Genomic DNA, 10,084 nt, shown 5'->3' on the forward strand with positions numbered 1-10,084 from the left:
ATTTACAATGAAATGCAAACGTTTAGAAGAAGTTTTGGAGCTGCTCGGTGAGCATTGGCGTAAAGAACCTGACCTCCATTTACTGGATTTGCTGTACAAAATTGCCGCTGAAGTAGGTGAACCCAATAACCTTGACGCCTTGCGTGATGAAGCCTTAATTTACCAACTTAAAATGCGTGGGAAAGCAAAAGATGAAGTAATACCAGGCATTAAAAAAGATTATGAGGACGACTTCAAGACAGCATTGCTAAAAGCTCGTGGAATTTTAACTGATTAATGCTGTCCTAATGGCGATTTCCGCTTTTCACCGACTATTTTATTTTTGATTTTTATTTTTTGGAGAAATCTATGAAAAAATTGGTATTAAAAACCACTTTCGTCGCACTTTCTACACTGTTTACATTTAATGCTACTGCCACCGCACACACGCCTGCTTTAGGCAAAGAATACTTAGAAATCCGCCAAGTTCCTTCGACTCAAAAAGAAGTGTTGGAGTTTTTTTCATTCTATTGTCCACATTGTTATGATTTTGAACTGGTTCACCAAATTCCAAATCAAGTGAAAAAAGCACTCCCTCAAGGGGCTGTGTTAAAACAATATCACGTTGATTTTTTGGGGCGACAATCAAAAGAGCTGACTCGAGCGTGGGCATTGGCGATGGCATTAGGGGTAGAAGATAACGTTAAAGTACCTTTGTTTGAGAATGCTAGAAATAATCACATTCAATCTATTGATGACATTCGAACAATTTTCCTTGCCAATGGCGTATCAGCTGAACAATTTGACAGCGGAATTCACAGCTTTGCCGTTAATGCACTTGTAAATAAACAACACCAAGCTGCTGAAGCGTTTAAAGTGCGTGGTGTGCCTTCTTTCTTTGTAAATGAGCAGTACCAGTTAAATGTTGAAGGGTTTTCAGATTCTAAATCTACTCAAGAATTCGTTCAGCGTTATATAGATACGGTCTTATTTCTTATTAAAAAATAGTTGTTTAGATTGTAAATTTTCCTTTTCTCTTAAATTTCTACCCATTGTTTTGAGCTTTCAAAATAGAAGGAAGGTAGAGAGAAAGGGTTATGAATAATTTTCATAGCCAAGTTGAAAATTATGAAGTTGCATCATATTTAAAACTCTTGCATTATGTGGTTTGTGTAGTTTTAGACGTCTATACATCTAAATAACAAATATAAGCGGTCAAAAATAGAGAAAATTTTGCAAAATTAGGAGCAAGCTATGACAACATTACATATTTTAGGTTTTCCACGAGTAGGGGCAAAGCGTGAATTAAAATTTGCCCAAGAGCGTTATTGGCGTAAAGAAATTGCTGAACAAGATTTGTTAGATTTAGCCAAAGCATTGCGTGAAAAAAATTGGAAGCATCAAGCAGAAGCAAATGCTGACTTTGTGGCAGTCGGTGATTTCACTTTCTACGATCACATTTTAGATCTCCAAGTAGCTACAGGTGCAATCCCTGCTCGTTTCGGCTTTGATAGCCAAAATCTCACGTTAGATCAATATTTCCAACTGGCTCGTGGTAATAAAGAACAATTTGCGATCGAAATGACTAAATGGTTCGATACCAATTACCACTACCTCGTGCCAGAATTCCAAAAAAATACTGAATTTAAAGCCAATCCAGCACATTATGTGAATCAAATTCGTGAAGCGAAAGCCGCAGGACACACCGTCAAACCTGTGGTTGTTGGCCCATTAACATTCCTATGGTTAGGAAAAGAAAAGGGCGAAGCGTTTAATCGTTTTGACCTACTCAATAAACTTGTACCTGTTTATGTTGATATTCTTAATGCATTGGCAGCAGAAGGTGCTGAGTGGATTCAAATTGATGAGCCAGCTCTAACCTTAGATTTACCAGCAGAATGGCTTGAAGCCTATAAAACAGTGTATGCAGAGCTTGCAAAAGTGAATGCGAAACTCTTATTAGCCACTTACTTTGGATCAGTGGCTGAACACGCAGAGCTATTAAAGGCACTCCCTGTAGATGGTTTACACCTTGATTTAGTGCGTGCACCAGAACAACTCGCTGCATTTGAAAATTATAGCAAAGTGCTTTCAGCTGGCGTCATTGAAGGTCGTAATATTTGGCGTGCAAATTTAAATAACGTACTTGATGTGGTCGAGCCGCTCAAAGCGAAATTAGGTGAAAATTTATGGATTGCACCAAGCTGCTCATTACTCCATACACCTTATGATTTATCTGTTGAAACGCAGTTACAAGCGAAAAATCCTGATCTTTATAGTTGGTTAGCCTTTACCTTACAAAAAGTTAAAGAGCTTAGTGTCTTAAAACAAGCATTGAATAACGGACGTGATGCGGTCGCAGCCCAACTCTCTGAAAGTGAACGAGCAGCAAAAACTCGTGCAGAATCTACCGTTATCCATAAAGCGGAAGTTGCAGATCGCCTAGCTAACTTACCAGCAGGTGCAGATCAACGTAAATCCCCATTTGCAGAGCGTATTAAATTGCAAAATGCGTGGCTCAACTTACCGCTTCTACCGACCACAAATATTGGTTCATTCCCTCAAACCAGCGAAATCCGCCAAGCTCGTGCTGCATTCAAAAAAGGCGACTTAAGCCTTGCGGACTATGAAGCAGCAATGAAAAAAGAGATTGAATATGTGGTTCGTCGCCAAGAAGAACTTGACCTTGACGTATTAGTTCACGGTGAAGCAGAACGTAACGATATGGTGGAATATTTTGGCGAATTACTAGACGGTTTTGCGTTTACCAAATTTGGTTGGGTACAAAGCTACGGTTCACGTTGTGTGAAACCACCTGTCATTTATGGTGATGTTACACGCCCAGAACCAATGACCGTACGCTGGTCGCAATATGCGGCAAGTTTAACTAACCGTGTGATGAAAGGAATGCTCACAGGCCCAGTTACCATTCTACAATGGTCATTCGTGCGTAACGATATTCCACGTTCAACAGTATGTAAACAAATTGCCGTTGCACTTTCTGATGAAGTACTCGATCTTGAAAAAGCAGGTATTAAAGTGATTCAAATTGATGAACCTGCAATTCGTGAAGGCTTGCCACTTAAACGTGCAGACTGGGACGCTTATTTACAATGGGCAGGCGAAGCATTCCGTTTAAGCTCAATGGGCTGTCAAGATGATACCCAAATTCACACTCATATGTGTTATTCGGAGTTCAACGATATTCTGCCAGCGATTGCAGCACTTGATGCTGACGTGATTACTATTGAAACCTCTCGTTCAGATATGGAGCTACTAACCGCCTTTGGTGATTTCAAATATCCAAACGATATTGGACCAGGTGTGTATGATATTCATAGCCCACGTGTACCTACCGAAGAGGAAATTGAACATCTTCTTCGCAAAGCGTTAAACGTGGTACCAAAAGAACGTTTATGGGTAAACCCAGACTGTGGTTTAAAAACACGTGGCTGGACAGAAACCATCGCACAACTTAAAGCGATGATGAATGTGACTAAAAAGTTACGTTCAGAATTTGTTTAATCGCACCATATTATCCATCGCACAAGAAAGCCAGCGGAAGCTGGCTTTTTATCACTTGGGTAAGATATAATTTTAAAATTATTATTTATACCGTCATTTTCCTCTTAGTTATAACAACATCTTCACAATTTTATCTAATTTTACTCGTCCAAATTTCTTTAGTAATCTCTTAACCTTATCTGGGTAGTCTTTTAATTGTTCTAAATCGCTGTAATGCGTTAGCAGCTGAGTATGTACACGAATTTGATTGAGTTCTTTGTTTACTTTTTCTGATAAATCGGCTTTGGGATCGGAAATAAGTATGGCATTTTCTGCATCTAATCCCCAAGCCCTAGGGTTTAGGTTATTGCCCGTTAATAAAATATAACGGTTATCTACCCACACGCCTTTTAAATGGTAACTATTGCTGCCATCTTTCCAAATCCTGATTTTCAATTGACCATTTTGTAAATAATGATCAAAATATTTAGCAAAGCGACGTAAATTTTTCTCATAAAGATAGGGTAGAGCAGATGCTAATGTAAAATGTTCTTCTGGTGGTGCGTAGAAATCGTTTGCAGTTTTATCACCCACAATAATTTCAATATTTTTACCATTCGCTAGTAGCCATATTAGGCGTTTTTGTAGCGAACGAGGAAAATTAAAATAGGGAGTGCAAATCGTTAGTTTATTATGAACTTGGTAAAAAAGTGCCTCAATTGTTTTGTTTAGACGATTTTTACGTCCAAGCCCCAAGATAGGCAGTAAACTCAAACTCTCACTCTGCTCTTGTCCTTGAAAACGATAAGTCTCTTGCATCAGCTGCCTGCGGAAAGCCCTAATGAACAATCGAATATCTGATGTTTTGGGTTTTGGTTGGTCTAAACGATTGACAGCAGGATTGGCTATAACAATTTGTTTCAATAACTGAACCATACTCTCTGCCATCACTGGGTTTTCTATCTCCTGATAGCGGTCGTAGCGATAACGATCAAACTGCTGCAGATAGATATTATTGATACTTGCTCCACTATAAAGGACTGTATCATCAAATATAAACCCTTTGAGGTGCAATACACCAAATAGCTCACGCCCATTAATGGGAACACCATACACAGCAATATCATTATCTGTTGGTAAGGCATATTGTTGGCGAAATTGCGTGTACCAATCCGCATTTGAAAGTGAAGATTTCTCTCCTATTCGTCCACGTTGAGCTCTATGCCAATCAACTAAAATAGCAATCTCAAGATTCGGTTTTTCTTGTTTTACCTTGTAAAGTGCATCTAAAATCTCTTGACCTGCTTCATCTTTTTCAAAATATAAAGCCGTCAAATAAATGCGTTTTTTTGCATTTTCTATGAGCTGTAAAATGCGATCTTTAAACGCTCGACTATTACTTAAGAAGTTAATTTTTTCCGCTTCTTGCGGGATATAGCATAGCTTTTTTAAATATTTTTTCGCTCGATGTTGTTTACCTAAAATTAGCATTTTGTTGCCTCATTATTGCCTCCTCTTAACGCTCTTAGAAAAGAAGGAGTGGGGAGTTTCTGCAAATGCAGGCTTCCGCAGATTTTCAGAGGAAGGTTATTTATATTCACAAAATACCACGCCCCTCCCCTTTGTCAAACAAGCGGTGTGATTTTGTAAAATTTTTGCAAAACCACACCGCTTAATCAACTAGGATTGAGCAAGAATATTGACAAACTAATACGCCTGCAAATATTTATTACGCAAATGAACGTTGTTCACCTTCACCAGCCACATTTTCAACACAACGCCCACAAATGGTGTTATGTACTGAGTGAGAACCAATATCGGTTGAGAAATGCCAACAGCGAGGGCATTTTTCACCTTCAGCACGCTCAACTTTTACCGCTAAGCCAGCTAATTCACCTTCAGCAAGGTCTGCATCAGCCAGTGGTTTAACTTGCACAGACGATGTAATCAACACAAAGCGAAGCTCATTACCAAGCTGCTCTAACAGCGGTCGAAGTGTATCATTTGCATAAACCGTTACTTTTGCCTCCAAAGCCGATCCAATCAACTTATCGTTACGAGCTTGCTCTAATACACGATTTACTTCCGAACGCACTTTTAGCAACTGTTGCCAGTAACTATCATCAAGTTTATCACCTGCATTCAAGCTGAATAATCCTGTGTAAAATTCTTCAGTAAAAACAAACTCTGCACGATTTTCCAACTGTGGTAAATGCCCCCAAATTTCATCTGCAGTGAAAGAAAGAATTGGTGCAATCCAACGTACCAGTGCTTCACTAATGTGCCATAATGCCGTCTGACAACTACGGCGAGCGAGACTATCTGCTTTGGTGGTATATTGACGATCTTTGATAATATCAAGGTAAAACGATCCCATCTCAATTGAGCAGAAACGCATTAAACGCTGTACTACTGAATGGAATTGATAATTGTCGTAAGCTTCTTTAATTTCATTCTGTGCTTCTAAAGCACAACTTACTGCCCAGCGATCAAGAGCAATCATCTCTTCAGGTTTCACTGTATCACGTTTTGGATCAAAACCATTCAAATTCGCTAGCAAAAAGCGAGAGGTATTACGAATACGGCGATAGGTATCGCCAGCACTATTTAAAATATTGTGCGATACCGCAATTTCCCCTGTGTAATCCGTTGAAGCCACCCATAAACGTAAAATATCTGCACCGTTTCTATTCCATACTTCATTTGGCAAAATCACATTACCAATGGATTTAGACATTTTTCGTCCTTTCTCATCAACAGTAAAACCGTGTGTCAAGACTTGCCTATAAGGAGCTTTTCCATGAGTCGCAGTGGAAAGCATTAACGACGACATAAACCAACCACGATGCTGATCTGAACCTTCAAGATACATATCGGCAGATTGCCCATTAAATTCAGGACGAGCTTCTACCACTGAAGCATAAGTGGACCCCGAGTCAAACCATACATCTAAGGTATCTGGTACTTTGCGATAAAACGCTGCGTCCTCACCAAGCAGATCACTAGGATCAAGATCCCACCACGCTTGAATGCCTGCTTTTTCAACACGTTTTGCAACGTCTTCTAAAATCTCAAGGGTGCGTGGGTGTAGTTCTTCTGTATCCTTATGTACAAACATCGCCATTGGTACCCCCCAAGTACGCTGGCGAGAAATACACCAATCTGGACGGTTTTCAACCATCGTATCAATACGAGCCTCACCCCAATTTGGAATCCAACGCACTGATTTAATTTCCCTAAGTGCTTGCTGACGCAAACCTTGTGTATCCATACCAATAAACCACTGTGGCGTAGCTCGGAAAATGATAGGTGTTTTATGACGCCAGCAGTGTGGATAGCTATGCTTAATCCGAGCCAGTTTGAGCAACGTCCCTGTCTCTTTTAATTTTTCAAGCACTAGATCATTTGCTTCAAATACACCTTTCCCTGCGAAAAACGGCACATCAGCCTTAAATCTGCCATCATTTGCCACAAGCCCTGCCATTTCGATATTGTATTTTTTCGATACGATAAAGTCGTCTTGACCGTGATCTGGTGCAGTATGAACGAGCCCTGTGCCACCATCAGCAGTAACGTGATCACCTAAGATCAACGGCACACTATAATCATAGAATGGGTGTTGGAATTGAATGAACTCCAAATCTGCACCATTCACCTCACCTAACACCTCAATATTTTCGATTTCAACCGCGTTCTGCACGCTTTCAACCAGATCTTTCGCTAAAATAAGACGTTCTTCACCAAATTGGATTAATTGATAGTCAAAATCAGGGTTAATTGAAATGGCTTTATTGGAAGGTAGGGTCCAAGGTGTCGTTGTCCAAATCACTGCAGAAATTTCACCATTTCCCAGAGCAACTGCCTTAAATTTCTCTTCAACAACCGCTTGATCAACCGCCTTAAAACGCACATAGATTGATGGTGAAACCTTATCTTCATATTCCACCTCCGCTTCAGCCAAAGAAGAAGCACAATCTAAACACCAATGAACTGGTTTTGAGCCTTTGTAAAGATGTCCATTTGCAATAACTTTGCCCAGAGTACGAATAATATGAGCTTCTGTTTCAAAGTTCATCGTCAGATAAGGATTATCCCAGTCCCCTAAGATCCCCATACGAATGAAATCCGTTTTCTGCCCTTCAACCTGCTCCTTTGCATAATCACGGCAGGCTTGGCGAAACGCTGCAGCAGATATTTTCTCATTTGGCTTCCCCACAATACTTTCAACTTTTAATTCTATCGGTAAACCGTGGCAATCCCACCCTGGTACATACGGCGTATCAAATCCTAATGCCGTTTTAGATTTCATAATAATATCTTTCAAAATCTTATTAACTGCATGCCCTAAATGTAAATTACCATTCGCATAAGGAGGACCGTCGTGCAAAATAAAGGATTTCTTCCCCTTTGATGCTTCCCGCACTTTTTGATAGAGATTTTTCTCATACCAATTTTTTAACATTGTTGGCTCCCGTTTTGCCAAATCCCCTCGCATAGGAAAGCCCGTTTCAGGCAAGTTTAAAGTGTTCTTGTAGTCTGTCATTTTATTTTCCATTATTAAATTTAATATTTTTATTTATTCCAATTCTGTTCAATAATTTTACCAGTACGATAATAAATTGAAACGTAATCAATATACTCTCTGAAATCTTTATTTATATTTACAATTCGGTTTACTGATTGCCAATCCACATCAAATTTATGTCTAGCGGGGAATAGAATTTTACTTTCTAATGCACTATTTAGGTCTAATAAAATAACGCCGATACCATGTAAAGAAGATAAAACTTGTAATTCATTGTAACAATTTTTTGAAATATTGACCGCAACTAAATAGCCTTCATTTGCCCAACTTGAGTTACTCACGGTTTGGAAAAAACTTTCTCGTAAATTTCCTGCAACTAATTCTTTTTTCACTTCAAAAGAAAATAGTTTCACATTTTGGCTAGAACTCTGTTTCATACAATCTTTAACAGAACTTTCCCAATGCTGATCAATCGCTTTCATTGCGACCACGTCAGGGTGTAACCATTTATTTGCTCCCCGCCCATTCGTGTTTGATGATGTTTTTTCATCAATTCTCAAGCAATAAAGATCCAATTTCTTACTTAAATACTTAATTAGTACAGGATAAAGTTCTTGCTCTTTAATTTTAAAGTATTCCTTTGCAAAATTCTCCGTATTTTCTACTATCATTTGTTGCATATTTTCACGATACCAATAAACAAATTTTTTAGTAATTGGATCTTTTTCATGAGAAATAAGATGATGAATAGGTTTTAAATGAGCCCAACCATTTTCTGCATTTAATTGGCTAATAAATATTTTCTCATCTTTATATAGCTTTCTTTTTTCTGTATAATCTTCAGGATAAGTTGAAATTAAATGATCAACAATTTGCCGAGTGGTAAATTTTTTACCCAAATTATTCTTTAGGAAAAGTACTATTTTTTCTGCTTTAGACAAATTTTTCATTTTACTTCTTCCAAATAATAAGCTGTCAAATCCCACTAATTTTTGTAAAACTGTTAAAGAATCTCACCGCTTGTTCACAATCCTTTTCAATTTGGCATTTTAAATCTTCAAAACTGGGAAATCTAATTTCCGAACGGATTTTATGATGAAAAATGACCTCAATCGCTGTACCATAAATAGCCTGATTAAAATCAAAAATATGCACTTCTAGTAGCGGTTTTATGCCATTAATTGTAGGACGGTTGCCTACATTAGCAATGCCATTAAATAGCCCATAAGTTGTTTTCACTTGAACTGCATACACACCTTGTAACGGTATAACAAGACGGTTCAACATAATATTCGCTGTTGGAAAACCGATTGTTCTACCTAATTTATTGCCGTGAACGACTCGTCCACAAATTGAATAAGCTCTACCAAGTAGCTGTTTGGCAAGATGCAATTCATCATTTTGTAAAGCTTCACGAATCAAAGAACTACTCACTCGTTGGCTGGCATAACTCAAAGTTTGACTATCTTCTACTGCAAAGCGATATTTTAGTCCTGCATTACGAAGCAATTCAAAATTGCCAGCACGCCCTGCTCCAAAACGGAAGTCATCACCAACACTCAAATAACGTACCCTCAGTTGTCTTACTAATAAATCGCTAATAAATTCACTCGCTGAAAGAGAAGCAAATTTCTCATTAAAGCGTACGCATAGCACAAAATCCACCCCAGCCTGTTCAAGAGCAAAAAATTTATCTCGCAGAAGCATTAAGCGAGCGGGGATAAAAGCGGTCAATTCCTCAGGACTTTTTATAACTTGCTGGGATTTTGCTATTTTCCGAGCAAAGAATTCTTTGGGTTGTGGTTCAAATAGCAACACTACAGACGGCAGACCGACTTCTGCCGATTTATCACAAAGACGCTCCAAAATTGCCTGATGCCCTCGATGCACACCGTCAAAATTTCCAATAGACAGCACACAACCATCTTTTAAGTCTAGTGTATTGGCAATATTATAAAATCCACGAATTAGCTGCATCTGATTATTTTTTAAGGGAAATTTTTTCATATTATACGGATAAGGACAGGAAATATAAAGGGATACTTCATCTAGCTTTACTCATTAGATAGAAGAAAT

The 10,084-nt window shown here is 38.6% G+C and carries 7 protein-coding genes; 3 read left to right on the forward strand and 4 right to left on the reverse strand.

Annotation, left to right across the window (positions count from 1 at the left end):
- Window positions 1-7 precede the first annotated feature (7 nt).
- From EV693_RS09195 to metE, 3 genes are all read left to right on the forward strand, one after another.
- Window positions 8-277 (forward strand): DUF1040 family protein, encoded by a 270-nt coding sequence (locus EV693_RS09195; RefSeq protein WP_132502071.1) that lies wholly within the window; start codon window positions 8-10, stop codon window positions 275-277.
- A 71-nt stretch (window positions 278-348) separates the two neighbouring features.
- A complete protein-coding gene (gene dsbA, locus EV693_RS09200) occupies window positions 349-987 on the forward strand; it encodes a thiol:disulfide interchange protein DsbA (protein ID WP_132502072.1) in 639 nt (212 codons plus the stop codon).
- Between the two features lie 246 nt (window positions 988-1,233).
- Window positions 1,234-3,504 (forward strand): 5-methyltetrahydropteroyltriglutamate--homocysteine S-methyltransferase, encoded by a 2,271-nt coding sequence (gene metE, locus EV693_RS09205; RefSeq protein WP_132502073.1) that lies wholly within the window; start codon window positions 1,234-1,236, stop codon window positions 3,502-3,504.
- Window positions 3,505-3,612: 108 nt separating this feature from the next.
- Here metE and pssA read toward each other — a convergent pair whose 3' ends face one another.
- From pssA to ribF, 4 genes are all read right to left on the reverse strand, one after another.
- Window positions 3,613-4,974, reverse strand: coding sequence for a CDP-diacylglycerol--serine O-phosphatidyltransferase (gene pssA / locus EV693_RS09210; protein ID WP_132502074.1), 1,362 nt, complete (start codon window positions 4,972-4,974; stop codon window positions 3,613-3,615).
- A gap of 238 nt (window positions 4,975-5,212) precedes the next feature.
- Window positions 5,213-8,026, reverse strand: coding sequence for an isoleucine--tRNA ligase (ileS, locus tag EV693_RS09215; RefSeq protein ID WP_132502075.1), 2,814 nt, complete (start codon window positions 8,024-8,026; stop codon window positions 5,213-5,215).
- Window positions 8,027-8,055: 29 nt separating this feature from the next.
- On the reverse strand, window positions 8,056-8,958 hold the full coding sequence (locus EV693_RS09220; RefSeq protein ID WP_132502076.1) for an HrgA protein: 903 nt from the start codon (window positions 8,956-8,958) through the stop codon (window positions 8,056-8,058).
- Between the two features lie 25 nt (window positions 8,959-8,983).
- Window positions 8,984-9,985: a bifunctional riboflavin kinase/FAD synthetase gene (gene ribF, locus EV693_RS09225; protein ID WP_132502077.1), complete on the reverse strand. Its 1,002-nt coding sequence runs from the start codon at window positions 9,983-9,985 to the stop codon at window positions 8,984-8,986.
- Between the last annotated feature and the right edge of the window lie 99 nt (window positions 9,986-10,084).

It is taken from the genome of Nicoletella semolina, from assembly GCF_004345745.1.
Lineage (GTDB): Bacteria > Pseudomonadota > Gammaproteobacteria > Enterobacterales > Pasteurellaceae > Nicoletella > Nicoletella semolina.